25 protein-coding genes and 1 riboswitch are annotated in these 25,395 nt (G+C 40.5%); of the genes, 9 read left to right on the top strand and 16 right to left on the bottom strand.

The window, feature by feature from the left end; translation table 11 throughout:
- Nucleotides 1-21: 21 nt before the first annotated feature.
- Nucleotides 22-1,266 (bottom strand): D-amino acid dehydrogenase, encoded by a 1,245-nt coding sequence (locus tag NDN11_RS09970; protein ID WP_167247477.1) that lies wholly within the window; start codon nucleotides 1,264-1,266, stop codon nucleotides 22-24.
- Between the two features lie 179 nt (nucleotides 1,267-1,445).
- A riboswitch (glycine riboswitch) is annotated at nucleotides 1,446-1,535 on the bottom strand.
- Nucleotides 1,536-1,670: 135 nt separating this feature from the next.
- Nucleotides 1,671-2,162 carry a hypothetical protein gene (locus tag NDN11_RS09975; protein WP_251109516.1) on the bottom strand — a complete coding sequence of 164 codons (492 nt, stop codon included), beginning with the start codon at nucleotides 2,160-2,162 and terminating at the stop codon, nucleotides 1,671-1,673.
- Between the two features lie 513 nt (nucleotides 2,163-2,675).
- On the opposite strand from NDN11_RS09975, the gene NDN11_RS09980 reads away from it, so the two are divergent.
- The gene (locus NDN11_RS09980) at nucleotides 2,676-3,329 is read left to right on the top strand and encodes a hypothetical protein (protein WP_251109517.1); all 654 of its coding nucleotides are present in this window, start codon (nucleotides 2,676-2,678) and stop codon (nucleotides 3,327-3,329) included.
- Between the two features lie 78 nt (nucleotides 3,330-3,407).
- On the opposite strand, the gene fumC is transcribed toward NDN11_RS09980, so the two are convergent.
- Both fumC and NDN11_RS09990 read right to left on the bottom strand, forming a co-directional pair.
- Complete coding sequence (gene fumC / locus NDN11_RS09985) at nucleotides 3,408-4,802, bottom strand: class II fumarate hydratase (protein WP_167247479.1); 1,395 nt, start codon at nucleotides 4,800-4,802, stop codon at nucleotides 3,408-3,410.
- Between the two features lie 115 nt (nucleotides 4,803-4,917).
- On the bottom strand, nucleotides 4,918-5,925 hold the full coding sequence (locus NDN11_RS09990; RefSeq protein WP_251109518.1) for an NAD-dependent epimerase/dehydratase family protein: 1,008 nt from the start codon (nucleotides 5,923-5,925) through the stop codon (nucleotides 4,918-4,920).
- A gap of 67 nt (nucleotides 5,926-5,992) precedes the next feature.
- Here NDN11_RS09990 and tusD point away from each other — a divergent pair, with 67 nt between their 5' ends.
- The 4 genes from tusD to NDN11_RS10010 are packed head-to-tail and all read left to right on the top strand — an operon-like array spanning nucleotide 5,993 to nucleotide 7,393.
- Nucleotides 5,993-6,361 (top strand): sulfurtransferase complex subunit TusD, encoded by a 369-nt coding sequence (tusD, locus tag NDN11_RS09995; protein WP_251109519.1) that lies wholly within the window; start codon nucleotides 5,993-5,995, stop codon nucleotides 6,359-6,361.
- Nucleotides 6,362-6,404: 43 nt separating this feature from the next.
- Nucleotides 6,405-6,755 carry a hypothetical protein gene (locus NDN11_RS10000; protein ID WP_167247485.1) on the top strand — a complete coding sequence of 117 codons (351 nt, stop codon included), beginning with the start codon at nucleotides 6,405-6,407 and terminating at the stop codon, nucleotides 6,753-6,755.
- A 9-nt stretch (nucleotides 6,756-6,764) separates the two neighbouring features.
- Nucleotides 6,765-7,040 (top strand): hypothetical protein, encoded by a 276-nt coding sequence (locus NDN11_RS10005; protein ID WP_251109520.1) that lies wholly within the window; start codon nucleotides 6,765-6,767, stop codon nucleotides 7,038-7,040.
- A 41-nt stretch (nucleotides 7,041-7,081) separates the two neighbouring features.
- A complete protein-coding gene (locus tag NDN11_RS10010) occupies nucleotides 7,082-7,393 on the top strand; it encodes a TusE/DsrC/DsvC family sulfur relay protein (RefSeq protein WP_167247489.1) in 312 nt (103 codons plus the stop codon).
- Nucleotides 7,394-7,402: 9 nt separating this feature from the next.
- Here the strand turns inward: NDN11_RS10010 and NDN11_RS10015 are convergent, their stop codons facing one another.
- Complete coding sequence (locus NDN11_RS10015; protein WP_251109521.1) at nucleotides 7,403-8,266, bottom strand: DMT family transporter; 864 nt, start codon at nucleotides 8,264-8,266, stop codon at nucleotides 7,403-7,405.
- 125 nt (nucleotides 8,267-8,391) lie between these two features.
- Between NDN11_RS10015 and NDN11_RS10020 the strand changes: the two genes are divergently transcribed.
- Nucleotides 8,392-9,780: an aminotransferase-like domain-containing protein gene (locus NDN11_RS10020; protein ID WP_251109522.1), complete on the top strand. Its 1,389-nt coding sequence runs from the start codon at nucleotides 8,392-8,394 to the stop codon at nucleotides 9,778-9,780.
- Nucleotides 9,781-9,790: 10 nt separating this feature from the next.
- Here the strand turns inward: NDN11_RS10020 and NDN11_RS10025 are convergent, their stop codons facing one another.
- The 8 genes from NDN11_RS10025 to NDN11_RS10060 all read right to left on the bottom strand — a co-directional run bounded on the left by NDN11_RS10025 (nucleotide 9,791) and on the right by NDN11_RS10060 (nucleotide 17,943).
- Nucleotides 9,791-10,273, bottom strand: a complete 483-nt coding sequence (locus NDN11_RS10025) for a winged helix-turn-helix transcriptional regulator (protein WP_005315815.1) — start codon at nucleotides 10,271-10,273, stop codon at nucleotides 9,791-9,793.
- A 181-nt stretch (nucleotides 10,274-10,454) separates the two neighbouring features.
- On the bottom strand, nucleotides 10,455-11,684 hold the full coding sequence (locus tag NDN11_RS10030) for a molybdopterin molybdotransferase MoeA (RefSeq protein WP_251109523.1): 1,230 nt from the start codon (nucleotides 11,682-11,684) through the stop codon (nucleotides 10,455-10,457).
- Nucleotides 11,684-12,607, bottom strand: coding sequence for a bifunctional molybdenum cofactor biosynthesis protein MoaC/MoaB (gene moaCB, locus NDN11_RS10035; protein ID WP_251109524.1), 924 nt, complete (start codon nucleotides 12,605-12,607; stop codon nucleotides 11,684-11,686). Before moaCB ends, NDN11_RS10030 begins: the two co-directional genes overlap by 1 nt.
- A 17-nt stretch (nucleotides 12,608-12,624) precedes the next feature.
- Nucleotides 12,625-13,164, bottom strand: a complete 540-nt coding sequence (locus tag NDN11_RS10040; protein ID WP_251109525.1) for a molybdenum cofactor biosynthesis protein MoaE — start codon at nucleotides 13,162-13,164, stop codon at nucleotides 12,625-12,627.
- Nucleotides 13,165-13,166: 2 nt separating this feature from the next.
- Complete coding sequence (locus tag NDN11_RS10045; RefSeq protein WP_251109526.1) at nucleotides 13,167-13,418, bottom strand: MoaD/ThiS family protein; 252 nt, start codon at nucleotides 13,416-13,418, stop codon at nucleotides 13,167-13,169.
- A gap of 24 nt (nucleotides 13,419-13,442) precedes the next feature.
- The gene (gene moaA / locus NDN11_RS10050; protein WP_251109527.1) at nucleotides 13,443-14,474 is read right to left on the bottom strand and encodes a GTP 3',8-cyclase MoaA; all 1,032 of its coding nucleotides are present in this window, start codon (nucleotides 14,472-14,474) and stop codon (nucleotides 13,443-13,445) included.
- 292 nt (nucleotides 14,475-14,766) lie between these two features.
- Nucleotides 14,767-17,046: a molybdopterin-dependent oxidoreductase gene (locus tag NDN11_RS10055; RefSeq protein ID WP_251109528.1), complete on the bottom strand. Its 2,280-nt coding sequence runs from the start codon at nucleotides 17,044-17,046 to the stop codon at nucleotides 14,767-14,769.
- Nucleotides 17,047-17,064: 18 nt separating this feature from the next.
- On the bottom strand, nucleotides 17,065-17,943 hold the full coding sequence (locus tag NDN11_RS10060) for a MaoC family dehydratase (RefSeq protein ID WP_251109529.1): 879 nt from the start codon (nucleotides 17,941-17,943) through the stop codon (nucleotides 17,065-17,067).
- 326 nt (nucleotides 17,944-18,269) lie between these two features.
- Here NDN11_RS10060 and dsdA point away from each other — a divergent pair, with 326 nt between their 5' ends.
- Entirely contained in the window at nucleotides 18,270-19,595 is a 1,326-nt protein-coding gene (gene dsdA, locus NDN11_RS10065) for a D-serine ammonia-lyase (RefSeq protein WP_251109530.1), read from the top strand.
- A gap of 73 nt (nucleotides 19,596-19,668) precedes the next feature.
- Here dsdA and NDN11_RS10070 read toward each other — a convergent pair whose 3' ends face one another.
- Complete coding sequence (locus tag NDN11_RS10070) at nucleotides 19,669-20,547, bottom strand: LysR family transcriptional regulator (protein WP_251111531.1); 879 nt, start codon at nucleotides 20,545-20,547, stop codon at nucleotides 19,669-19,671.
- A gap of 102 nt (nucleotides 20,548-20,649) precedes the next feature.
- Here NDN11_RS10070 and NDN11_RS18210 point away from each other — a divergent pair, with 102 nt between their 5' ends.
- Both NDN11_RS18210 and NDN11_RS10075 read left to right on the top strand, forming a co-directional pair.
- Nucleotides 20,650-20,775 (top strand): hypothetical protein, encoded by a 126-nt coding sequence (locus NDN11_RS18210; protein ID WP_285292124.1) that lies wholly within the window; start codon nucleotides 20,650-20,652, stop codon nucleotides 20,773-20,775.
- Between the two features lie 19 nt (nucleotides 20,776-20,794).
- On the top strand, nucleotides 20,795-21,952 hold the full coding sequence (locus NDN11_RS10075) for a YbfB/YjiJ family MFS transporter (RefSeq protein ID WP_251109531.1): 1,158 nt from the start codon (nucleotides 20,795-20,797) through the stop codon (nucleotides 21,950-21,952).
- On the opposite strand, the gene NDN11_RS10080 is transcribed toward NDN11_RS10075, so the two are convergent.
- Nucleotides 21,949-22,575 carry an NTP transferase domain-containing protein gene (locus tag NDN11_RS10080; protein WP_251109532.1) on the bottom strand — a complete coding sequence of 209 codons (627 nt, stop codon included), beginning with the start codon at nucleotides 22,573-22,575 and terminating at the stop codon, nucleotides 21,949-21,951. The genes NDN11_RS10075 and NDN11_RS10080 overlap by 4 nt on opposite strands.
- Complete coding sequence (locus tag NDN11_RS10085; protein ID WP_251109533.1) at nucleotides 22,572-25,352, bottom strand: nitrate reductase; 2,781 nt, start codon at nucleotides 25,350-25,352, stop codon at nucleotides 22,572-22,574. The genes NDN11_RS10080 and NDN11_RS10085 overlap by 4 nt, the downstream gene beginning before the upstream one ends.
- Nucleotides 25,353-25,395 lie beyond the last annotated feature (43 nt).

Below are 25,395 nucleotides of genomic sequence, written 5' to 3' on the forward strand. Positions count from 1 at the left end.
TTTCACATCGGCTTTTTTGATTCAACTTGGGAATTTTTCTGCAATTTCTTGGCTAATCAATACCGCTGTTGCCGCAGACAAAGTCCAGCCCAAATGTCCATGACCAGTATTATAAAACACTCGTGGTTGCTTACCTTGTTTTACCACAGGCAACATATTCGGCATCATTGGGCGTAAGCCCGCCCAAGGCACAACATGCTCTGTGGAGATATCAAAGTTTTGATTGACCCAGTTAATCAACGGTTGAATACGATCAGCACGAATATCTCGGTTATATCCATTAAACTCAGCCGTACCCGCAATACGTAAACGATCAGCACCGAGGCGAGACGTCACAATCTTGGCACTTTCATCCAGTAAACTTACCCACGGCGCATTTTTTACACTACGTTCATCTTTCAGTTGCACTGTAATTGAATAGCCTTTGACGGGATACACATTCACACTATCACCAAGCATATCGGCTAATTGGTAACTTCCTACACCACCACAAACCAAAACTAAATCGGCAATAATTTCAGTAATTCCATCCGCGCTTGGATTGACATTTTCGGAACTGTTTTTACAGTGAACAACCGCTTTGTCTTGAGTAAATTTGACATCAACAACATCTAAGCCAAAACGATATTTCACACCATTTTGCTGAGTTTTTTCAGCCAAGCCAACAGAGAATTTATGAATATCTCCTGTTGCATCCCCAGCCGTGTAATATCCCCCAAAATAGTCACCTGTTAGCGTAGGCTCAATGGCTTTCATTTCATCAGGTGTAATCGCATTTCGCTCCAGCTTGCCTTCAACCAGCACATCATTGACCTTTTTGGCAATCTCATAGTCTTCCTTGGTGTGATACATATGTAAAATGCCACGCTTTTCCAAGTCAAACGAAATACTTTCTTTTTCTGCAATCTCAAACAAGCGTTGTCTCGCCAGAAGTGCTAAACGAACAGTCTCAATGGTATTGGCTTTATAGTTTTTAATATGTGTTAAAAATTCAATCAACCAGCGATATTTGTGTGCACTAAAAGATGGATTGAGCAATAAAGGTGCATCCTTTTTACTCATCCACTTAATGCCTTTAAGTACCGTTGCCTTTTGATTCCAGACTTCGGCATTACAGGCAGACAACTGACCACCATTGGCAAAAGAAGTTTCCATGGCTGGAAAGAGATGACGATCAATTACCGTCACCTCATAGCCTAATTTATTTAATTCATAAGCAGACGTTACACCCGTAATCCCCGCACCAATGACAACAACATGTGGCATAGCAAACTCCTAGAAATGCATAACATTTCTTAATGCATAGCCCCATCTGTCATGGTACCTGAGAGTTTTGGCAGATGATTACCAATTAATCATTGAGCCTTCCCCTTCGGTGAGTGTTTATCATAGAAGAAAAAAATTGTTAATTTCTACAAGTTGAGCACTGCTCTCCAGATTGTATTTCTATTATTACAGTCCTTCTGCCTGAGAGTTTCCGGGGTCGTTGCTCCTTCGGCGAGTTCATTGAAGAACTTCTCTCCCGCAATAATATTTATATCCTTATAAGCAATATATATGCCGCCTAAAAATACCGACACTAAATTCTTGTAATTGTTTGTAGATGAAGAATTGTTCTATTTCAAATAACTTAAGCAATAAAAAAGCAGACTGGAGTCTGCTTTCAAATATTAAAATTTACATTGCAAAATTTGCTCAGGAAACTGTCCTTTCCAAAGTTCACGCAATGTTGGTAAATAGAATTTTTCCCCGATCATCACCAACTCCGCATCAATCAGCGCATGAATTTCATGCATCAACACATAATCCAAAGCAATCAATGAAAGTTGTGGCTGCGCTTGAGCAATTTGCTTACGTCGAACTTGGGCTTTTTTTACCAACTCATTGGCAAAGTTTTTATCTTTATAAGTTGTAATCGCGCTTAAACGTAGCTCAATAATCCCCCAACCTTCTAATAACTTCTTAAAAACCTCGAAGTCTTTTGATGTTGCCTCCCATGTTACATTTTCTAAATTATTATCTTCAGGCAGAACGGGCAATAATAAATCGGCAGTACTTGGGAAAATTTTCTTTAAATTCAACAGAAACTTAACAGGATTTTCATTTGGAAGATCAGAAAATTGGATGTTGGTTTGGGTATCTGTTAAATAGATAGAGAGCATTAAAAAAATCCTAAGGTAAAATGCTGTTTTATATAAACTTAATTTTAGTTCTGCACAGTATTGGCAAAACAAAAAAGATAAAAACAGAAGAAGATGATCATTCTAACAATTATGACAATTTATTCAATGTTAGTTTGGCTCTAAAGACTTTCCTCTACCTATTAAGTAGCTTCTACAAAATCAGAACCTCAAGCGTAAAACATAGTCGAAGAGAGATCTTTGACCTTAATCAACTGCTTACCACATCATGGAAAATAATTATTTACATCATCATCGTGTAGCAGCTACATAAAAGTTTGCTATCCATTCGCTACCTTTGGAATAATAGAACTGACCATGCAGGTCAGTTCAAAATTACTCATTTCACCGCTTTTTAAAGATTAAAAAACATGTGAAACATCTATTAATTCAATAGGCTTTAAAACAACGGACATCATTTATTTATTATCTTATGTCTGTTCTGGATAAGCTTTATAGGAGTTAATCAAAGTGATTAAGATCAAAGAATTGATAATGTCTGAACGTATAGTTTTAGATAAATCAAAACTATTAGATACATTAGACAGCACATCCATTTTATTAAAAAATAAACTAGTATTTCTACCCTTTATCACCCATTTCGTTATGAACTTTGGTGACTTTAATAAATATGTATTGCCATTTAAAGTGCCAACAAATGAATTGGAAAATCTCGTAAACATACATGCAGCAGAAGATGCCGAACATTGGATTTGGTATGTGCATGATTTAGAAAAACTAAGCTATGATCTTCCTGAAAAATTTACGACAACTTTAAAAAAATTGTGGTCAAAAGAAAATGAAGAAAACCAAATCCTTTTTTTCGAGTTAGTCCATCTAGTTCACAACCAACCAGCTAATATTCGACTTGCAATTATCGAAGCAATCGAGATTACAGGTCATATCATCTTTTCAAAATTGAGAGATATCACCCAACATTCTAATTACCAGTTAAGTTATTGTGGAGATATCCATTATCATAAAGAAACAGGTCATACCATTGGAGCTGAAGAAAAAATCATTGATCAGCTAACCTTCTCAACATATGAAAGTGAAATTGCAACTCAATCCATAAAACAAGTCTTTAAAGCATTTAGTCGCTGGTATCAGTATTTGGATTTCCTTATTTGTACACATCATAGATCATGACCAACTATAGTACTTGATATATCTATTTTATAAAGAAATCCCTCTAGTAAAGAAGGATTTCTTATTCAGGAATCAAGCTTACTTGCTATTCGGTGACACCATATTTTCAGGTTTCACTACTTCATCAAATTGTTCAGCAGTCACCAAACCAAGTTCAACTGCAACTTGCTTTAAGGTTTTATTTTCCTTATAAGCCGTTTTCGCAACTTTGGCAGAGTTCTCATAACCAATCACTGGATTCAATGCAGTCACCAACATCAATGAATTATGCAAGAAATAATCAATTTTCTCGCGATTTGGTTCAATTCCTACTGCACAATGATCATTAAAGCTATTACATGCATCACCCAACAACTGAATCGATTGCAATAAGTTATAAGCTATCACAGGCATAAATACATTTAATTCGAAATTACCAGATGCACCTGCAACGTTAATCGTTGTGTCATTGCCCAAGACTTGAGCAACGACCATGGTCATCGCTTCACTCTGGGTTGGATTGACTTTACCTGGCATGATACTTGAACCAGGTTCATTTTCCGGAATACGAATTTCTCCGAATCCACAACGTGGGCCACTTGCCAACCAACGAATATCATTGGCAATTTTATTTAAGCTTGCCGCAAGTGTTTTTAATGCACCTGATGCAAACACAGCAGCATCACGTCCAGCTAAAGCTTCAAATTTATTCGGTGCAGTAACAAAAGGTAATCCTGTAAGCTCGGCCAATTGTTCAGCTGCTTTAACCGCATAGTCTGGATGTGCATTCAATCCAGTACCGACAGCTGTACCACCTAAAGGCAGCTCATATAAACCTGCAAGCGCTTGCTGTAAACGTTTTAAGCCATGTTCCAATTGGGACACATAACCACTAAACTCTTGCCCTAAAGTCAAAGGCGTCGCATCTTGTAAATGAGTACGACCAATTTTGACGATATCATCAAATTCTTCTGATTTACGCTGTAAAGTAGCTTTTAGCTGCTCTACCGCAGGAATCAGTAATTCATTGATTTGAATACTTGCAGCAACATGAATTGCGGTTGGAAATGAATCGTTGGTCGATTGCGCACGATTGACATGATCATTTGGATGTACTGGTTTTTGCGCACCCAAGACTTGCCCTAACTTTTGATTGGCAATATTGGCAATCACTTCATTACAGTTCATGTTGCTTTGCGTACCTGAACCTGTTTGCCAGACCACTAATGGAAATTGAGCATCCCATTGACCCGCAATAACTTCCTCAGCAGCACCAACAATATATTGGCTTAAGTCTTCAGGCAATTGCTTCAACTCAGCATTGGTGATTGCAGCGGCTTTTTTTACCAGACCCATCGCACGAATCATGGCACGCGGTAATCGCTCCTGACCAATTTTAAAGTTCTGTAAACTCCGTTGCGTTTGCGCACCCCATAAGGCTTCATTAGGTACTTCAATTTCGCCCATTGTGTCGTGTTCAATTCGCATTTGCATAAACAACCTCTGCTCTATTTAGTTAAAGTTCTTACGGGCTGAAGCAAAGTGATGCTTTGGCTAGTTGCCGTTATCCTAATCAAAGCAGATATAATTGTAAATAAGAATCATTATCTTAATTACCTTTTAAGGTATTTAAATAAAACCGCCATTCATCTTCGATCATTTGGGTTAAAGATCGCTTTGGCGACCAATTTAGTATCTTGCTAGCTTTATCTATTGATGCACCTAACTGCGCAAGCTCTTGATGCTGAAATACCGCAGGTTGAGTATGCACACGCGTTTGCGTCACTTTTGCAATTTCAGTTAATAAGCTTTGAATCGAGGTCAATTTTGAATGCGCAATATTGAAAGACTCTAGACAGTTATTCTGCGACCTTAACCAACTCAATGTCATTAAAATAGCATCACACGCATCTAAGACATGTAAAAAACTACGCTCAACCGTCCCATCAGCCGTTGGGGCTTGATTCTGCAACTCAATATATTCTCTCTGCATTGCTGCAACTTGTAAGGCCAAAGGAACAATATTCTTTGGGAGCTGAGTGACAAACTCACCCAAGACACCATGCTCAAACGCCCCGACTATATTTGATAAGCGCAGATTCACTATGCGCCATTCAGGATCTACTTTGTAGGTATCGGCAATAATGTCCTCAACCATTTGCTGTGATCGAATATAAGGATTCGGATATTTGTAATTAAATTCAGTATCTTCAGAAAGTACTGCATCAGATTGACCATAAACAGCTAAACTTGAAAGATTGATTAGCTGTCTAACTCCCATGCGTTGCATCGCCCTTAACAGGCTCATGATACTACTCACATTATCATTATAATATTCGAGCGGTTTTAAAGCAGACTCTTCTAAAGATTTAAAACTAGCAGTATGGATTACAGTGTCGATTGAATATTGTTCAAAAACTTTATTTAAAGCGGGTGTATTTCGAACATCAAGTTTTGCAAATGGGATATACATCCCTGAGATATATTCTAAACGTTCTAAAGTTTGTAAGGTTGAATTGGCTAAATTATCCACAATGACGATTTCTTGCCCATGAGCCAAAAGGCTCAAAGCAATATGTGAACCAATAAAGCCTAAACCACCTGTCAGCAAAATCATTGTATAATTACCTTCCTTTATATCTGTCCATCATTTTTTTGCCAACTATGACCATAGTGAATATTCAATGAGCACACTATTACTAATAACTTCTTCGCCTACTTCAATTGTGGCTTGGCATGCTTTTGGTTTAGCTCAAGCTTTACAAAAAAGGCATGAAGAAATTCGTGTCTTCTTTTACCAAGATGGTGTTCAGGTTGCGAATGATTTACAGTGGTTTCCCGATGATCAACGCAACCTAAAACAAGAATGGCAAAAGCTCGGCATTCGACTCCCTGTCTGTGTCAGTGCAGCCCTTGCTCGGGGCATCACTGATGCGGACAATGCAAAACGTCATTCACTTCAACACTACAACTTAGCCAGTGGCTTTGAACTTGTCGGTCTCGGAGAGCTTGCTGACGCAGTACAAAGCTGTTCTCGTTTAATTCAATTTTAATTAAAGTTCTTTACTAGAGTGTTGCTTTGAAAAGGTAAATTGTGTGAAATCTGTACTCGTCATTCTAACCCAACCTAACTTAACAAGTTTGCAAATCAATGAAAGCTTGTCCGCAACTATGGTTTTAGCAACCTTTGGTATTTCTGTCAAAGTATTATTAAAATGTGCTGCAATTAACTTATTGGAAAATAAATTAGAATTTAATCAACTTTTACACGAATTTAAAATTGCAGCCAATATGGTTGAAAGTTTTGAGTTCTATGATTTAACCCCAATTTTAATTGAGTCTAAGAATCAAGAGCTTAGTATAATTAAAAATACAGATCAGGAACTTGAATTTATTGATCTCTGTCCTGAGTTTATCCAATCATTTGATCATATACTGTACTGGTAAGGCGACCTCATGCAAGCGACAACACTGTTCCTCGTGCAATCTAATGCTGACGAAATCTGGTCGGATTTAATTAAAATGGCACAATCTGATGACTGTATTGTGATTATGGGTAATGCAGCGGTGCTCGTGCCTATATCAATTACAGAGACTTACCATAACATTTACTGTTTAAGTAATGAGTACAACCTGCTTAATGACGAAGCTAAAACTCAAATTCAGGCGATCGATTATGCACAGTTTGCTGATTTGATCCTCAAATTCAAACGTTGTATTTCTTTGAAGTAAAATCATTTCGATTCATTTTCTAAAATTTTTTAGGCTATTTTATGCAGTTAGAGTTAGACCAAGACGGCCATTTAATTGATTACACCATCTGGAATCAAGACGTTGCACAAGAATTAGCCGAGTCTTTAGATGTGCAGTTAACCGATTGGCATTTTGAGATTCTTTATGCAGTACGTCAGTTTTATCAACAGTTTGGACATTCACCTGCAACACGTCCGCTGATTAAGTTTTTAATGAAAACCGTTAGTCCTGAGATTGATAATGCAGTATTGCAGCAAAAATTTAATACAGGTTTAGTCGCTCGACATTTAAGTCGCTTGGCTGGCGTCCCTAAACCTGCTAATTGCTTATAATGATTTGCACTATGCAAATTTTTTAGCACATGCGACACAGGCAATCACTGCGATGGTCACAACAAACATCGCAGCACTAACCTGTTCATGCAATAGCACAGCGGCAATGACAAGACCAAAAATCGGCTGTAGAAGCTGTAATTGTCCAACTGTTGCAATTCCCCCTTGTGCCAAACCCTTATACCAAAAGAAAAAACCAATCAGCATACTAAACAAAGAAACGTAAGCTAATCCAAGTTTTGCTGATGTTGAAATTTGTGTAAAGCTCACAGGCATATACAGATATGAAATGAGTAGCATAATCGGCAACGTAATAATCAAAGCCCAGCAAATTACTTGCCAGCCACCTAAATGCTTAGATAATTTTCCACCCTCGGCATAACCAAAACCACAGAATACGATTGCCAATAGCATGAAAATGTCACCATAGTTAAATGCCCAACTCCCCGTTTGGACTAACATATAACCAAAAACCAGTGAAGCGCCTAAAACTGCAAATAGCCAAAATACTAGATTTGGTCTTTCCCTACCTCTTAATACACCAAAAATAGCAGTTGCCAAAGGCAATAAACCGACAAAGACAATCGTATGTGCAGCACTGACGTACTGAAGTGCTAATGCTGTAAATAACGGAAAGCCAACCACGACCCCAATCGCAACATAAAATAATGGCAACCAATCTTTTCTTTCAGGAAGTTGCTGACGTGATAATAAGATCAATGCCAAACCAAGAAGACCCGCAATTGCGGCACGAGCAGCAGTTAAAAAGGTAGGGCTGAAATCCATAACCGCAACGCGCGTGGCTGGTAGTGAACCAGCAAAAATAATCACACCGATCAGACCATTCATCCAGCCACGACTTAAAGTTTTCATTTAAATTCTCCGAATCTATATGAAGAATTTAAACTGTGATATGGTTTAAGCACCATACACAGTACAGTACAATTCCAAATAACTGTATTGGCTTATTTACCCATACAGTTTAAAGGTAGATCGTGATGAAAAGTACAAAAATTGATTTCGTGATACAGCACATTCATGAACAAATCAAAACTCGTTCATTGCTACCAGGCTCTCGCCTACCTTCAGTTCGTGCTTTAGCTACCGTACTTCACTTATCAGTTTCAACTATTGTTGAAGCTTATGAACGTCTTGCCTCTCAAGGGATTATTGAAGCGAAGACTGGTTCGGGCTTTTTTGTTGCAGGACCGCTTGCACCCTTGTCTATCTCTGAAATCCATCCAAAAATTGATCGAAGCATCGATCCCTTATGGATTTCAAGACAAGCCTTGGAAGCAAAACAAGGTGTTCTAAAACCGGGATGTGGTTGGTTACCTGATGACTGGCTGCCACATGAAAATATTCGCAAAGCGATTCGTAAACTATCCAAAGCTTCTCCAAACATTTTGACTGATTACTCAACACCCTTAGGTCTAGCACCTTTACGTGAATTACTTTCAAGAAGAATCTTAAGCAAAGGCATTGAAGCGCGTCCAAATCAGATCTTATTGACCGATTCAGGTACGCAGGCCATCGATTTAATTTGTCGCTATTTCCTTAAACCAAATGATGTGGTTTTGGTTGATGACCCCTGTTATTTCAACTTTCATGCCCTACTCAAAGTTCATCAGATACAAATCATCGGCGTGCCTTATACATCAACTGGACCTGATCTTGAAGCATTTTCACAGGCGATCCAAAACTACAATCCACGTCTCTACATTACCAACTCAGGCATTCATAACCCGACTGGTGCTGTGTTAACGGCATCAACAGCTTATCAGGTGTTAAAACTGGTTGAGCAATCCAATTTGATCGTGATTGAAGATGATATTTTTGCAGATTTAGAATTGCATAATGCTCCACGTCTCGCAGCTTTGGATGGTTTATCTCGTGTCATTCATATCGGCAGTTTTTCTAAAACTTTGTCTGGCTCAGTCCGTACAGGCTATATTGCAACCAAAACGGAATGGATTGAGGATTTAACGGATATCAAAATTGCGACTTGCTTTGGAGGGAGTAATTTATCTTCAGAAATTTTATATGCCGCTTTAACAGATGGAAATTATCGTAAATACCTAGAAGAATTGAAGGTACGTTTATCTAAAGCTATGGATGCAACAATCAAACAACTTGAGAAACTGGAAATCAAAATCTGGGTTAAACCCACTGCAGGGATATTTGTATGGTGTGAATTACCACATCACTTTGATACAGCACGTATTGCACAGCGCTGCTTAGACAATGGCGTGATTTTGGCTCCAGGAAATGCATTTAGCCAAAGCCAGAATTTCAAAAACTTTATTCGTTTTAATGTTGCACAATCACTACAACCCAAAGTTTTTGAGGTTCTGTCTCATGCCATTCAACAAGAGACAGAACGATAAAATTTATAAATCAGGCACTTTGCTTTTTTTGCTCTATAAATGCGAAATAACCAGGCCCCGCCGCGACACGAACATCTTTGGCTTTAATCGGTTCATCACACTCAGAACACACCACTTTGGGGTTGATTTTCCGACCACAACTTTTATGGGTAAATTCAACAGGTTTACCCAGTCCCATATCCATCCATTTATCGGCCCATTGCACCATTGAGAGAATGATTGGATAGAGATCTAAACCTTTATCTGTGAGTTGATATTCAAAGCGCTCTTGACGATCAACATACGGTACTTTAGTCAAAATTCCATGCTCAACCAAACGTTTTAAACGCTCTGAAAGTACATGGCGTGTAAGCCCTAAACTACGCTGAAAATCATCAAAGCGGCGTATACCCATAAATGCATTACGTAAGATGAGCATTGTCCAACGATCACCTAATACAGAAAGCGTCCTCGCCACTGAACATGGCTGGTCGCCAATTTCGTCCCATTTCATTATTATCACCTAATCATTTTTTTAAAGTTTTATTTGAAAGACATCTATGTCTTGAACCGTCTTGTTTAGAAACTAAACAATATAAAATATACACTAAACCACCTTATCCATCAGATGCAATATTGGTACTTGGCTAAAAATACCAATATTCAGCAATTTTACATAAACTCATCAAAACAATTTAGTTGTAAATGAATAGCCCTGAAAGGATTTGCCCTGCTTCCAATTTCGTATTGGCTGGGATACGTATCAGACTATTTGCTTGCATTAAGTTGCTCAGCATATGCGATTGTTGTTTCGCCAAGCTTTGTAACTTGAGCTGCCCTTGATCAAAATAAGCATGCATTCTTAAAAAACGTTCCCGCGCATCCGATTTTAAATCATGTGTTAGTACACCGCTCAACCATTGCAAGGGTTGACGCTGGTTCTGCATGGCATCTAACAATGCTTTGCCATAGACTTGCATACACACATATACAGCGGCAGGATTACCAGGTAATCCTAACAAATAGCAACGATGATCATGCTGTGTATATTCGGCAAAGAAAAGTGGCTTTCCTGGTTTTTGCTTCACTTTCCAGAAAATTTGTTCGAAGCCTGTTTCAAAGGCACACGGACGAACAAAATCATAATCGCCAACAGAAACACCACCCGTGGTAATAATCAGATCATATTGTTGTTTTAAGCGATCAAAACACTGCGTTACCACTGCAGCTTCATCTGCAATATGTAAGATTCCTGCATCTACTCCATAGTCTTGCAACCAAGCTTTCAGTAATGGGCCATTGGCATCAAAAACTTTCCCTGCCTGCAAGTCTTCAGGGGTTTCAGCAACTTCATCCCCTGTAATGACCACAACCACTTTAGGTGCTGGAAAAACATCAATACTTTGTACACCTGCCATACTCAGTGCGGCCAGTGCACCAATATTGATTCGTTGTCCAACATCCGCCAATTGCTGACCACGTTGCACTTCCTCACCAACAAAACGGATATCTGCTTGGGCTGAAATATGCTCAGTCAGTCGAATGGTTTGATTAGCTTCAACGACGACAATTTCTTGTCGAGCAACATGCGTTGTTCCTTCAGGTACTTTCCCACCAGTAAAGATACGAATGGCTTGCCCGTCTTTAAGCAGATACTCAGATTCACTCCCCGCTTTAATTTCACCAACGACATCAAAGACAGCATCTTGCAGATGATCAGCAGCACTATTCAGCGCATAACCATCGACTGCACTTTGCGAGAAGCTCGGTAGATCCACATTGGAACAGACAGCTTTGGCTAAATAGCGATTAAGACTATTGGCTAAGGCCAATGTCTCAACTTTTAAAGCTTTCGGTTGGGTTTGCACCAACGCTAATGCCTCATCAATACTGATCAAACCTTTTTCAGCACCACATCCTGACATTATTCATAACCTCCCGGATGTGGTAAGTCCCGACATACATCAAAAATATGAACCAAGGCTGGTAGGATTGCCGCCATTGATTCGCTCGCCCCGCCACGGCTTCCCGGTAGAGTCACCAACAAAGAGCGATCAATAAAGCCTGCAACACCACGCGACATCGCTGCATATGGGGTTCGTTTTTGTCCAAAAGAACGTGCCGCTTCCATTAAGCCGTCGAGTTTGCGTTCTAATAATGGTTCTAGGGTATCCACAGTGATATCACGCTTACCAATACCCGTACCTCCGACCGTCATAATACATGCATAAGATTTGGTCAGCTCTAACACTAAATCTTTAAGCTGATCTGCTTCATCAGGCACAATTTGATAATGAATCGGATCAAAGCCTGCTTCCGTCAAGGTATCCACCACAGACTTACCTGCAGTATCGGGTTTACGACCCGCTGCAACTGTATCTGACAGTACAATTACAGCCGCTGAAACAGGTTGGCGTAAAGTCCGTTTAAAGTGTGATTTCCCACCCTTTTTCTTCAGTAATTTACATTGATCTAAACACAGCTCTTCTGGCTCACAATGCGGTTTAAGCATGTCATATAACGTTAAGCCCGCTAGGCTCGCAGCCGTTAGAGCTTCCATTTCCACGCCTGTTGGGCCAATGGTTTCAACTGTGGTCAGAATTACCACATGGTCATCATGCAGTTCATAATCAACATCAGCGCGGTAGATCGGTAATGGATGGCAGAGTGGAATCAGTTCATCGGTACGTTTAGCTGCCAAAATACCTGCGATACGTGCAGTTTTTAAGGCATCACCTTTTTCGGTATTACCGTCTCGCAATAACTGAATGCAATGTGCGGGTGCATGTAAAATCGCTTGCGCTTCTGCAACACGATAACTTTCGGGTTTCATCCCAACATTTTTCATTTTAACTTCCTGACGCTTTATTCGTGTGTATGCTCATGGCTACAATTTTCATGATGATGCTCGGGTAGATCCCTCTTTAATAAAGGGGGACTTAGGGGAATTTTCGCTTTAACATTATCGGTTTGATCTTTGCGAATACAGCAACCCTCGACATATTGACTGGTACCATCCATAAAAAACTCTTCTTTCCAGATCGGTACTTCATGTTTGACCCGCTCCACCGCTTCTTCACAGGCTTGAAAGGCTTCACGGCGATGTGCTGCATAGGCAATCGCGATAATCGCGGTTTCACTGACATCCAAATAGCCAATCCGATGCATGACACGTACATAAGAAACCTGATATTTATCTTTGATTTCCTGTTCAATTGCGCGAATCATCTTTTCTGCGACAGGCGTATAAGAGGTATATTTCAGTGCTTTAACCGCTTTCCCTTCGTGGTGATTACGGACAGTTCCAATAAAAATATCAACCCCACCACATTCAGGAAAAGATTGAATCGGATCAAAGCGATCGAGGCTTAAAGCCTGATCTTGAATACGGGCAAATTCACGCATGTTTACCCTCCCGCCACTGGCGATAACAAGACCAAAGTACAGGATCTATCTAATGCGGTTTGACGTGTCACAATATCCTCACCAATTGCACAGGCACATTTTTCCATCGCGAGGTTAGCATCTGGATAAAGACTCGTAATATGTGATAGTACATCTTTGACCATTTGATCTTTTGCAAACTCAAATGCTAGTGCTTGGGGCAATAACCGTTCAATTGCGCCAAAGGCTTCTATTTTTATCTCAATGGTTTGCATATCGTCTCCAAACAACTTTGCTCTCTAACCACCAAGCATGTGCATACTAATTTTACGTGCTTGCTGATGTTGTATTGCATGATAACCCTGCGCCTTATTCCAAATATAAGGCTTAATTTTTTGATCAAGTTGATGAAATGCTAACGGTTTGAGTTCAGCTTTTTGTTTGATTGCCTGTTGTAGATCAGGTTTTATATTTAGACCTTGTCTTGCAAATAAACAATTATATAACTCACCTTGGGCCGTCAGTCGAATTCGATCACAGTCCCCACAAAATGAATGGGTAATGGTTGAAATAATACCGAGTTTATATTGGCCATCAAGCTGATAAAGGCGCGCAGGTTCATGCTGTTGTTCTAAGACCTGAATGTCATAATGCGCTGAGAGATGCTTTAAGATTTCCGCTTCACTGACCACGGCTTGATCTGTCCAGTGCTGATCACCATCCAACGGCATAAACTCAATAAAACGCAACGGAATATTATGCTGTTTGGCCCATTTCACCATCGGTACAATTTGGTCATCATTCTGACCTTGCATCAATACACAATTAATTTTGAACGGCAGACCAACTTTTGTTGCGGCTTCAATACCGGCAAATACAGGGGCAAGCTCTTTTTTTGTGAGTTGTTTAAATTGAAGCGGATCAAGACTATCCAGACTAATATTGAGGTCGTCCAAACCTGCCTGCTTCAATGGCTCAGCATACCTCGCCAAATAATGAGCATTGGTTGTGATTGAAATACGTTTCAGCCCCAAAGCTCTTAAACTGTGTAAATCACGAATAAAATGCACCACACCTTGGCGCATCAAAGGCTCACCACCCGTGATACGAATATTCTCAATGCCCTGTCCAACCATATATTGACAGAAAATAAACAGTGCCTCGAAACTGAGTAGATCTTGTTTTTTCATCCATTCGGGATGTTCAGGCATACAGTAAATGCATTTGAAATTGCAACGGTCTGTCACGGAAATCCGTAACTTACGCTTAATACGACCATACTGATCTTGTAAGATCGGTATACTCGTGTCGTCTATTTCATGCTTCATCATATGCACTCATATTGTGAATCTTTGAACTGGGTTTAGCACAAGTTCTGTGCGTCCTTGTTTGACTCATCACAGTGAATTGTTTTTATTACAGCAATAATTATTCCAGTTTTAGCCTATCAGTGTTGCCGATGCTGCTTATTCATTCAAACCAGCAACTCTTTCAATCTATAAACAAAAATAGGTTTTGTCCTGAGTATTTTTGTTCAAATTACTTTGCACCATCCCATGGCATGTTTTATTTAATATGCAATAAAATGGTGCAAATATCTAATTAAATCAACTCACCGATCGTCTAAATACTCAAGCGTTCCAATCGAACGGGTACATATTTATGATATGGCGTCTTTGATAAGGGATCACAATGCTGGGTAGAGGTCAGACGATTCAATTGCGGCCCAATCGGCTCGCCTCCGCGATAACGTAAGCCATAACCATGTGGTAAAGACACCACGCCCTTGCGCATTCCTTCATCCAGTTCAACTGTGACCTGAATCTTGCCATGCTCAGAAATACATTGCAGCGTATGACCTGTTTCAACGCCAAAACTCAATGCATCATCAGGATTCATTCTCAAGCGTCCTTCGGCATCAACTTTACGCCATGCAGGATCACGATAAATTTGATTAGCGTTATAACTACGACGTTCACCCGCAAGCAAAATGAAGGGATATGCAGCGTTTAAAGTCAATGATTGCTGTTTTAACTGCGCTAATTCGATAAACATCTCAGGAATCGCCAACCGAATTTTTTTGTCTTTATAGGCTATCAAGCTCCACACATCAGCATAATCATGTTGCGACAACACCACACCTGAACGTTGCTGCAAAATGGTCTGGAATAATTTCACACCCAGATTAAATCGATTACCTTCGTATCCTGCTTGCTTAACTGCTTTATAGTGCTGAGCTGCATATTGCATACACAATGGAAGCAATAATGCGGTAGAGGCGGCATCATTTGGCAAAGTCTTACCCAAGGTACGATATACAATGGATGCCGCATAGGGAATTAACTTTTTATTTTTCGCAAAATTTGCACCAAGTGCAGCAAAATAAGCGAGATAAGCTGTATGTGCAGAATCTTTTTCTGCAATTTTACTCAATATCGGAAACTGTTTCGGCATCACTTGCATAGCTTCAAGCAAGCGTGTGTAGATCTCGGCCTCAGGTAAACTATTGCCTTGGGCTTTAAAAAGTGGATGGCGTAAGTGGAAACCATTTTTAGGAAATTCCAAATTAAACCCCGTGAATTCCCACTTTTCAAATTGACTATGTGCAGGTAAAACATAATGCGCTAAACGTGCTGTTTCAGTCATTGCCACATCGACCACCACCAATAACTCAAGCGACTGGAATGCTTGCTCATATGCAGCTGTATCTGGATAAGTAAGTAAAGGATTACAGCTGTCCACAAACACCGCACGAACCCGTTTCTCACCTGCTTTTAGTATTTCATCGGGCAAGATATTCGGTGGAAAGAAACCAGAAATCGGGAACATTTTATGAAAAACCGTACGGCGATACTTTGGGTTACGCTCATCAGTGTTGGTCAAAATCGGAATAAACATGGTATGTAGATTATTGCCACCCTGTTTACCAAAGTTTCCTGTCAGCAAATATAAAAGCTTTTCCAAATAACCATTTAAAGTCGTGTTTAAGGTGTGTTGAATACCAAGGTCAATCCGGACACAAGCACGTTTCGCTTGAGCAAAATCGCGGATAATCTGGTAAATCAGTTCAACTGAAACATCGGCTTTCTTGATATATTCGTCAATTGGAACAGCCAAGAAAGCTTGTTTAACCTGATCGAAACCATGCGTATGCTGCTGAATAAATTGCTGATCGTATAACCCTTCTTGCAGCATGATCGCAATCATGGCGGACATCAGATAAGCATCGGTACCTGGCTTTAATTGCACATGAATATCAGCCTGTTTAGCCGTTTCCGTCACCCTTGGATCAAATACCACCATGGTTCGATTTGGATCTTTTTTAATATGTTTTAAGGTATCTCTTGCATTTGGAATGCCATGCGCTTGAAAGGGATTGGTTCCGATAAACAGCACATAATCTGCATATTCCACATCTTCAGTGGTATGACAGGATTGGCTGCCAAACAAACGTCCATTGACCCAGAAATCACCTGTTTTTTCCTGTGCCAAAGAGTTGTAGGCATAGAAGCTTTTCATGGCGTAGAGCAACTGACGGCCATAGGCTGCGCCCAAGTGATTGCCCTGTCCACCACCACCAACCGATGCAAATGCTGTTCCACCATGGGTATTTCGAATCTGTACAAGCTGCTCAGCAATTTCCTGAATGGCTTGATCCCAACTAATCTCTTGATAGGAACCATCTGACTGACGTTTTAACGGTGAAGTTAAACGATCTGCATGTTGTTGGTAATGCTGCAAACGTGCGGCTTTTTGACAGATATAACCTTGCGAGAAAGGATGATCATCATCGCCTTTAATTTTCTTGAACTGATTATCTTCAATTTCTACACTGAGTCCACAATTACGTGAGCATAGAATACAAGCGGTTACATCCTGTTTGATTGCTGTGGCAGTCGTCATTTTTCTCACCTTATTATTTTATGAATATTGACCCATTAAACAGATTTGCCCTGCCGAACCAACAACACGGACATACTTTTGCATCTGCTCAGTACAGGTTTCCACTCGATTATGTTCTGAAGGAAGTTTGACTGGTTTTAGGAATCGAATATCGATTTGCTGTATTGTTTCAGGCAACAATTCAAAGCTACGTGCAAACACACCAAAGCCATGCAGCACTTTTTGACCAAAGTTTGATAGTTTGGCTAATGGTGTAATCCAATGAATCGGATTAAAGTCGCCTGTTAATAAGGCAAATTTCAAACCATCATCTGCTGTCGCAGACCATTCACCTAAATGCTGCCAAGTTTTTTGGTCTACGGTTTCTGTACGTTTAGTTTTTTCAAAATGCGGCAGAATAAATGCCATATGCAGCACTGTTTCGACTAATTCAGGTTGTGTAATGGTACCCGTAGTAATTTGCACAGAAACCCGTGCTAATCCATTACGTTCATCTACATTGGCGATCTTGGCTTGGATGAGCAGCTTTTGTTCTCGTGGAAGCTTGCCATGAACCTTGAGACTTACGCCTTGATTGATGACTTGACTCAATGGATAGTTGGTTTGTAACAGCAAACGTGTTGCAAATGACAGCCCCCATTGCGACACCATATGCGGTGGAATTGAAGTTTGATATTTACTTGCTTCTGCACCACTCCAACGTACATAGTGGTCTATCAATTCAAGGCTTGGTGGGTCAATCACTTCATTAATCGGTGCTAACGACTGCCAATCGACCTGTTGCGTGCGCTTATGCTTTTTGAGACTACGCAAACCAATTTTCCCAAGCCCTGTTAAAGTGGCCTGATGTTCAAATAAAAATTGCAATGGAATCTGCTGATAACGAATCGCAAACATATGAAACTCCTGTTTCTTTTATTTTTCTCAGTTTTCAAACCATAGTTGGGTTAATTCTAGTCCTGATCAGACAAGCCTGATATGGTTAAAAATCAAATAAGTTCCAAAATAGAACTCATTTTAATAAAGGTCAAGTGTACTGGTCAGAAATTAACAAAAGTTAATCTCCAGTCAAATAATATCATTCACTAAAAGTCTGCATTAAAAACGTGAAAAATCATTGTTCTTGGTTTAATCTCAAGCTTACTGGAAGACTTATCCAAATGCATAAAACGCTTTGGACAATTCGCTGTTATTGGTGCATTTAAAATTTCATGAGAAACCGAATGGATTCGAATCAAATTCAAAATCTTGTTACACACTATCCCATTGTTAAAGACTTAATTGAACTTAAAGAGACGATCTGGTTTAACCCGTCATTCACTACACTTGAGCAAGGTTTGCCCTATGTTGGGCTGACACAAGCCGATATTGATGATGCTCGGGACCGTTTGCAGCGTTTTGCCCCCTATCTTATGGCTGTTTTTCCAGAAACGGTTGCGAGCAATGGCATTATCGAATCAGAGCTGATTGATATTCCGAATATGCAGCAACGTCTGGAGACTCACTATAATCAAAAAATTGCTGGAAAGTTATGGCTTAAAAAAGACAGCCATCTCCCTATTTCGGGTTCAATTAAGGCGCGTGGTGGTATCTATGAGGTCCTTTACCGAGCTGAACAACTTGCACTACAAGCCAATCTGCTCAATTTCCACGACGATTATGCCAAACTGAACAGTCCAGAATTTAGAGAATTTTTTAGGCAATACAGCATTGCGGTCGGCTCAACGGGTAATCTTGGACTCTCCATTGGCATCATGAGTGCAAAGTTGGGCTTTGATGTGACCGTGCATATGTCAGCCGATGCACGGCAATGGAAGAAAGATAAGTTACGTGCTCATGGCGTAACCGTGATTGAGTACGAACAAGACTATGGTGTTGCAGTAGAAGCTGGTCGAAAAGCAGCATCAGAGAATCCAAATTGTTTTTTTATTGATGACGAAAACTCTCAAACCCTGTTCTTAGGCTATGCGGTTGCAGGTGAACGTTTAAAGAAACAATTGGATCAACACCATATTATTGTGGATCAAGCACATCCATTATTTGTTTATTTGCCTTGTGGTGTCGGTGGCGGTCCTGGTGGCGTTGCATTTGGCCTAAAAATGGCATTTGGCGATCATGTACATTGTATCTTTGCCGAGCCCACTCATTCCCCATGTATGTTACTGGGTGTAGCTACTGGCCTACATGATGAAATTTCAGTTCAGGACATTGGCATTGATAATATTACTGCGGCAGATGGTCTCGCAGTGGGACGTGCTTCGGGCTTTGTTGGTCGTGCCATGCAACGATTATTAGATGGTTTTTATACATTGGATGACGCAACCATGTATCGCTTGCTCGGAATGCTCAACCAATCTGAAAACCTGAAACTTGAACCTTCTGCGCTCGCAGGTATGTTAGGGCCAATTTTAATCAGCAAAGATCAAGCTTATATAGATTTACATCAATTCACTGAACAGCAGTTACAGCATGCCAATCATATTGTGTGGGCAACAGGTGGTGGGATGGTTCCCGCAGACGAAATGCAGAATTATCTAGCAAAAGCATGAGTATGCTTTCGTTAGAAACAGAGAAGTTCTGTCTTCTCTGTTGCTAAACCAGTATTTCCTCTGTTTGCTCAACCTACCGAATCATACTTTTCACAAGCTCAACAAAATGATGCATGTTGGTAGCCCATGTGCTCATATCACGATGCGCGATCAGATAAGTATTGATTTGCGCTGTAGCTGAGTTGATGGGATGAATCTTCACACTTTGGGAAAAATGGGACTGCTGTACATAGCTGATCGGCAAAATAGCAAGGCCAACATCTAGACTGACACAACTGATAATGCCATCTAGACTGCCCATTTCAATCACATTGGCTGCGGGTAAATGATGGGCAGATAAGAACTGATCAATGGCTTTGCGGTAACTACAACCTTGCTTAAAAGCAATAAATTTCTTTTGAATCAGATCGTCATTTGTAAGTCGTTCAGGCACATGCTGTGAAGAAATAAGTACCAATTGCTCAGTCCAGACATGTAAATTAAACATCCCATCAATCGGTGCATGATGTGCTACAAATGCACAATCCAGCTTGGATGCATGGACTAAATCAATCAAATCTCGTGTGGGTGCTGTCGATAAAGCAAAAGAAAAATCTGGGCTGTGCTTTTGTAAATCGCGGAACAACGATGGTAGTCGTACCGCAGCCGTGGTTTCCATACTCCCGATCTCTAAAGGGAAATTGGCTGTAAGTCGACTATGGGAAAATGTATCTAACAACTCTTTTTGTAGATGCAACATTTTTTCAGCATAACCATACAGTTGCACCCCAGCCCTGGTAGGTTGAATTGGATTCTGCCGATGTAGTAATTCAGCATTCAGTTCTGTTTCCAGTTTTTTGATATGGCTGGTGACATTGGATTGTACAGTATAGAGTGCTTTTGCCGCCTCGGAAAAACTGCCTAACTTCACCACCATCATAAATATTTCTAAAGTTTTAATCTGCATTGCTATCACTATTAGAGATAGTTAGTATCAATTCAAATCATTTTACATGATTAGTAGTGCTTGTTTAAATACCTATTCATTTCTCACCACCCAAATATGGTTTAAACAATGTCTGGTATTAAGCTGTTATTTTTAATTAGTATTTTAAGTGTCATCAGCTATGCACTCTATGTATTTGACTACAAATTTCTTGCCAAAGCACAGCCTCTCGCACACATGAGTCATAGCGATTAATTGTTGGGGCGAACAGGTCATGACTGAGTCAGCAAAAAACAGTAACAGCGTCCTACAATCAGCAATCAGTGCAGCCTTGATTATGGCAATTGGCATGGGTTTCGGACGCTTTGCATTTACTGCGGTCTACCCGCATATGATTGATGAAGGCATCATCAATCTACAGCATGCCAGTTTGGCTGCTTCTGCAAACTATGCGGGCTATCTGTTGGGTGCTTTATTTACGATCAAGATGAAATCCCAGCAAAGTTATCTCGGTAGTATTATTGCCACTGTAGGTACCGTACTTTGTCTGATCCTGCTCAGTTGTATTAATAGCATTGGCCTGATCATATTGATTCGTGGTTTGGCTGGGATTTTTAGTGCTTTTGCCATGGTATCCGCCTCGTTATGGCTACTCGAACAACAGAAACAACCGCAACAAGCCCCCATTTTATATGCAGGGGTTGGTCTTGGTATCTCCCTCTCTGCCGAGCTTTTGGTTTTCGGCACGCATCTGAGTTGGCACAGCAAAATACTGTGGTTATTGCTCGGACTATCCAGTGTGATCCTTGGCTGTATTGCAATGTTTGGTTTATCACAGGCTCAACCGAATACTGATCCAGCTCATAAGATATCGAGCGCAAATAGCAAGACTCCTCATGCCTACGCTCTGATTCTGATTTATGCCTTGGCGGGTTTTGGCTACATTATTACTGCAACCTATTTACCATTATTAGTCAAAAACGCCCTGCCCAATATTGATGCTGCACAGATTTGGGCAATCTTTGGTCTAGGTGCCATCCCTTCCTGTTTTTTCTGGCATCGTATCCACCAAAACTTGGGTACACAAATCGCTTTATCTTCTAATTTAGGATTACAGGCTTTTGGTGTTGTATTGCCGATCCTTCTGCCAACCGCTTTGGGTTATCTATTGAGTGCATTACTGGTGGGTGGAACCTTTATGGGAACTGTGACCATTGCTATGCCAGTAGCACAGCGTATCGCTCGCCAAGCACAAAATAATTTAATTGCCATCATGACTGTGGTCTATGGCTTGGGTCAGATCATTGGTCCAATCGTAGCGAATGCCCTATTTACGATCTATCTTACGCTCAATAGCGCACTGATTACCGCAGCTACAGCATTATTGATTGCAACAGTGATTAGCCTAAAATCAACTGCGTCGATCCATTAACCAGAAATAGATTGCTTAAAAACCTTCATCTGCTGGTATTGTTGTAGTTCATCTAATGAGTTAATGCTATGACAAAACAGGCTTTGCTTTTGAAATGTCACCGTCTGTGCATCCAATTGTTTAAAACAATTGCGCAAACTCAATTTGTTCTCAACGATCGCCTGCTCCAACACCAATAAACTTTCTCGCTTAAGTAAACAAAAGGGATATAAGGCATCACCATTGATATTCACGTAGGCAACCTGTGCCTGTGGTTGCTTTTGTAAAGCTCGATGTAGTTTTACTAAAACATGATGAGGAAGATATGTAACATCGCAAGGAATGAATAATACATAATCTGTTTGGACATGCGACCACGCACTTTTCATCCCCATTAAGGGGCCTAAAAAACCATTTTGATCATCTGCATAGCATTGAATATCAGGCTCAATCTGTTTGTATATCGAGTTATCACGGTGACTATTCACCCAAATGTGTTGCACCTGAGTTTTAAAACTTTCACATATTTTTGATAATTGAATCTGATCATCAAACTGTTGCAACAGTTTGTTGGTACCATTCATACGACGCGCTTGCCCTCCCGCCAAGATCACCAGATCTGTAGCGGGATATTGTATATTCATGCTTCTGCCTCCAATTGACAGGTTTTAATCAAGCCACGAATCTCAGGTAAACAAGAACCACAATTACCACCAGCTTTTAAACAAGCCGTGACTTGTTTTTCATGGGTGATATTTTGCGTTTTAATGGCTTCGATAATCTTATTTTTACCCACTTTAAAACAACTACAAACCAATGGTCCATCGTTATTTGCAGCAGACATCGGCATCCCTGCCAACAAAGCTTTACGATGTAAGGCACTTAATCGTTCACGTTTAAACAGACTCGCCACCCAATCCCGATTTGGCAATAAATCGACAGGTGCAATATATAAACTGGCAATCAGAATACCGTCTTTTAAAATCACACTATGGCTGAGCTGTGATGAAATATCTTCAAGACTTAACCATTCATAGGTTTCATCCACAAAAGGCAAGAAGCTTTTCAGATTCTTTTGGGTCTCATCAATACTATGACGATCGGCAATTTCATAACGCATCGCTTTTGCGGTTTTGATCTTGGTCCACCATGCACAACTTTGTAAAGATGTTTTGATATGATGTTCAAAACCTTCACGTACATAGAGTACTCCTTGCCAAGTGGTATGAAATGGCTGAATTGCAACTGGGGTATGTTTAAACTCTGGTTCACCTGAGATTGCATCCACTACAGGATTGACCACTTTTCCTATTCGCGCATCAGAAGCGACTTGTTCAGTCCAATGAATCGGGGCGAAGATTTGGCCACGGCGCACACCTTGTGCCAAAGTCACCCGCAACACACAACGGCCCCATTGTGAACGCACTTCCACCAAAGCTTTATCACGAATACCAAATTTTAATGCATCATTCGGATGGATCTCGCAAAATGGCTCAGCTCGATGTGTGGTGAGGTTAGCTGATAAACCGGTACGGGTCATGGTATGCCATTGGTCGCGAATACGCCCTGTATTCAATACCAATGGATAGTCTTCCGATATCTGATGTACAGGATCAATCGCAACGGTTGGAATCAACTTGGCTTTTTTGTTTTTATGACTAAAACTGCCACGATCAAATAACTGTTCAACAGCCATACTTTGCCCTTTCTCCCACACAGGCCATTGGGTTGGGCGTAAATGGTTATATTCATCCAGACTTAAATTCATTAAGCCTTTTAGGTTGAAATAACGGAAGTTTTCGACCTGATCACGTTGATCAACACTGGCATTTTGATAGGCCGATAAAGCCGCATGTTCATTAAAAATGTCACAGGTATTGCTAAAATCAAAGCCATGGAAGCCCAGTTTTTTCGCAACTTCGGCCACCGCCCACCAATCCGCTTTGGCTTGCTTTGGTGGAGTTAAAAATGCACGTTGCCGTGAAATACGGCGCTCAGAATTGGTAACTGTTCCATCTTTTTCACCCCAACCCAATGCAGGTAACAATACGTCGGCATAGGCTGTGGTATCAGTATCGGCACAAATATCGGAGACCACGACAAATTCACATTTTTCCAAGGCACGTTTGACTTGATCAGCATCGGGTAAGCTCACCACAGGGTTAGTTGCCATAATCCAGATCGCTTTGATTTTGCCGCTTTCTACCGCTTGGAATAAATCTACTGCTTTTAAGCCTGCTTGCTTGGCAATCACAGGACTGTTCCAAAAACTTTGGACTAAATTTTGATGCGAAGGATTGTCCAAATCCAGATGTGCAGCCAACATATTTGCCAATCCGCCCACCTCACGACCGCCCATGGCATTAGGTTGACCCGTCATTGAAAATGGCGCTGCACCTAATTTGCCAATTTTTCCAGTGAGCAAGTGACAGTTGATAATACTATTGGCTTTATTCACGCCTTGAGAAGACTGATTAACCCCCATCGAAAACAAAGTGATCACTTTTTCTGTTTGAGCAAACTTATCAAAAAACAGTTGTAATTTTTCTGCAGAAATTCCTGTACGTTTCACCAAAGCATTAAAATCTTGCTCGCTTTCACTGGCTGTTAGAAGTGCTGCTAAACCTTCGGTATAGGTCTCCACAAAATGATGGTCGATATAGTCATGATGGTAGAGATGCTGAAACAGACCATTAAATAAAGCTACATCCTGACCAGGTAAGATCGGCAAATGTAAATCTGCTTGCTCGCAGGTACTGGTAAAACGAGGATCGACCACCACCACAAATAAATCTGGATTCTTACTCTTGGCTTGCATGATACGTTGATACAGTACGGGATGACACCATGCCGTATTAGAACCAACCAGAACCACCATATCGGTATGTTCAAAGTCTTCATAACTGGCAGGTACAATATCCTCACCAAAAGCACGTTTGTGTGCCGCAACCGCAGATGACATACATAAGCGTGAATTGGTATCTATATTGGCAGTGCCTAAATAGCCTTTTACGAACTTATTCACCACATAATAATCTTCTGTCAGCAACTGACCTGAGACATAAAAAGCAACACTGTCTGCGCCATATTGGTCAATACACGCTTGAAACTGGTCTGCAATTTTCTCAATCGCCTGATCCCATGTCGTCACTTGACGATGGTTTTTACGGCCAAACATTGGATGCAACACACGGGTTTCCAAGCCTAAAGTATCGGCTAAGTTACTGCCTTTAATGCAGAGTCGTCCAAAGTTTGAAGGATGATCCAGATCTCCCGCGACTTTTACCGTCGTGCCATGCGTTTTATGTTGGACACTAACATCAACGCCACAACCCACGCCACAATAGGGACATGTTGTTTTTGTAATGATTGTTTCTGCTTGATCGGAGCGACTGTGTTCTAAATTTTGAATACTGTTCATGACTGCCCCTTTGAATCCCACCCAGCCTCCCTTTATCAAGGGA

This window comes from Acinetobacter sp. C26M, from assembly GCF_023702675.1.
Classification (GTDB): Bacteria; Pseudomonadota; Gammaproteobacteria; order Pseudomonadales; family Moraxellaceae; genus Acinetobacter.

Bases quoted from the DNA above. Each gene is read 5' to 3' on its own strand.
- NDN11_RS09970 (WP_167247477.1), bottom strand. From the start codon at position 1,266: ATGCCACATGTTGTTGTCATTGGTGCGGGGATTACGGGTGTAACGTCT.
- NDN11_RS09975 (WP_251109516.1), bottom strand. From the start codon at position 2,162: ATGCTCTCTATCTATTTAACAGATACCCAAACCAACATCCAATTTTCT.
- NDN11_RS09980 (WP_251109517.1), top strand. From the start codon at position 2,676: ATGTCTGAACGTATAGTTTTAGATAAATCAAAACTATTAGATACATTA.
- fumC (WP_167247479.1), bottom strand. From the start codon at position 4,802: ATGCAAATGCGAATTGAACACGACACAATGGGCGAAATTGAAGTACCT.
- NDN11_RS09990 (WP_251109518.1), bottom strand. From the start codon at position 5,925: ATGATTTTGCTGACAGGTGGTTTAGGCTTTATTGGTTCACATATTGCT.
- tusD (WP_251109519.1), top strand. From the start codon at position 5,993: ATGAGCACACTATTACTAATAACTTCTTCGCCTACTTCAATTGTGGCT.
- NDN11_RS10005 (WP_251109520.1), top strand. From the start codon at position 6,765: ATGCAAGCGACAACACTGTTCCTCGTGCAATCTAATGCTGACGAAATC.
- NDN11_RS10010 (WP_167247489.1), top strand. From the start codon at position 7,082: ATGCAGTTAGAGTTAGACCAAGACGGCCATTTAATTGATTACACCATC.
- NDN11_RS10015 (WP_251109521.1), bottom strand. From the start codon at position 8,266: ATGAAAACTTTAAGTCGTGGCTGGATGAATGGTCTGATCGGTGTGATT.
- NDN11_RS10020 (WP_251109522.1), top strand. From the start codon at position 8,392: ATGAAAAGTACAAAAATTGATTTCGTGATACAGCACATTCATGAACAA.
- NDN11_RS10025 (WP_005315815.1), bottom strand. From the start codon at position 10,273: ATGAAATGGGACGAAATTGGCGACCAGCCATGTTCAGTGGCGAGGACG.
- NDN11_RS10030 (WP_251109523.1), bottom strand. From the start codon at position 11,684: ATGTCAGGATGTGGTGCTGAAAAAGGTTTGATCAGTATTGATGAGGCA.
- moaCB (WP_251109524.1), bottom strand. From the start codon at position 12,607: ATGAAAAATGTTGGGATGAAACCCGAAAGTTATCGTGTTGCAGAAGCG.
- NDN11_RS10040 (WP_251109525.1), bottom strand. From the start codon at position 13,164: ATGCGTGAATTTGCCCGTATTCAAGATCAGGCTTTAAGCCTCGATCGC.
- NDN11_RS10045 (WP_251109526.1), bottom strand. From the start codon at position 13,418: ATGCAAACCATTGAGATAAAAATAGAAGCCTTTGGCGCAATTGAACGG.
- moaA (WP_251109527.1), bottom strand. From the start codon at position 14,474: ATGATGAAGCATGAAATAGACGACACGAGTATACCGATCTTACAAGAT.
- NDN11_RS10055 (WP_251109528.1), bottom strand. From the start codon at position 17,046: ATGACGACTGCCACAGCAATCAAACAGGATGTAACCGCTTGTATTCTA.
- NDN11_RS10060 (WP_251109529.1), bottom strand. From the start codon at position 17,943: ATGTTTGCGATTCGTTATCAGCAGATTCCATTGCAATTTTTATTTGAA.
- dsdA (WP_251109530.1), top strand. From the start codon at position 18,270: ATGGATTCGAATCAAATTCAAAATCTTGTTACACACTATCCCATTGTT.
- NDN11_RS18210 (WP_285292124.1), top strand. From the start codon at position 20,650: ATGTCTGGTATTAAGCTGTTATTTTTAATTAGTATTTTAAGTGTCATC.
- NDN11_RS10075 (WP_251109531.1), top strand. From the start codon at position 20,795: ATGACTGAGTCAGCAAAAAACAGTAACAGCGTCCTACAATCAGCAATC.
- NDN11_RS10080 (WP_251109532.1), bottom strand. From the start codon at position 22,575: ATGAATATACAATATCCCGCTACAGATCTGGTGATCTTGGCGGGAGGG.
- NDN11_RS10085 (WP_251109533.1), bottom strand. From the start codon at position 25,352: ATGAACAGTATTCAAAATTTAGAACACAGTCGCTCCGATCAAGCAGAA.